Source organism: Mesorhizobium sp. M0862 (genome assembly GCF_040319795.1).
GTDB lineage: Bacteria > Pseudomonadota > Alphaproteobacteria > Rhizobiales > Rhizobiaceae > Mesorhizobium.
Window position 1 is genome coordinate 1 of record NZ_JAMYOJ010000061.1, and the last position, 926, is coordinate 926.

The 926-nt window shown below is 66.0% G+C and carries 1 protein-coding gene; it reads left to right on the plus strand.

From position 1 onward, the window contains the following. Positions 1 to 926, plus strand: a 926-nt coding sequence (locus NKI15_RS31930) for an integrase core domain-containing protein (RefSeq protein ID WP_352888191.1), incomplete at both ends; no start/stop codon positions are given.

The following is a 926-nucleotide window of genomic DNA, read 5'->3' on the forward strand; positions in this document are numbered from 1 at the left end:
GCGACAGCTCAGGATCTGGTTGAGCGGATTGTGGCGGCCAAGGAGCTGCATCCGCTTTGGGGTCCAAAGAAGATCGTGGCACGGCTCAGGCGCACGGCTCCCGAGTTCATGTGGCCTTCAGCCTCGACGGTCGGCGCGATCCTTGCGCGGCATGGGCTTGTCCGCGCCCGCAAGCGACCCCGCCTGCGGGCCTGCGGCAATGGACCCTGGCCACAGCCGCAAGAACCGAACGCGGTGTGGACTGGCGATCACAAGGGCTGGTTCCGGACCCGCGACGGCTGGCGTTGCGAACCCTTGACGGTGATGGATGCGTCGAGCCGCTATCTTCTGGCGCTCGAAGCGACGGGGTCGACGGCCGATAGCGAAGCCTGGCCGGTGTTCGAACGGCTGTTTGAAGAGCATGGCCTGCCGGATCGCTTCAGAAGCGACAATGGCCCGCCCTTCGCATCGGCCGGCGTCACCGGGCTGACGCCGCTTGTCGTGCGCTTCATCAAGCTCGGCATCACCCTGGAGCGGATCGCACCCGGCAGGCCACAGCAGAACGGACGTCACGAGCGCTTTCACCTGACCATGCTGCCGATGGCCGAGGCACCGGAAGCCGACCGAACGGCACAGGGCCAGGCCTTCGAGACCTTCCGCCACAGCTACAATGAGGAACGTCCCCATGAGGCGCTGGGCATGGATACGCCCGCCCAGCACTACCGGTCCTCACAGCGCGCCATGCCCAGGACACCACCCGAGCCCGTCTATCCGGCCGAGGCCTCGGTCCGCCGCGTGCGCCACAATGGCGAGATCCGATGGAATGGCGGCTTCATATATGTCTCGCAAGCGCTGGCGGGCGAACCGGTCGCTGCGTTGGAGACCGAAGACGGACAATGGACACTCTCATTCCATGCCCACCCGCTCGGCATCATCGACACACGGCA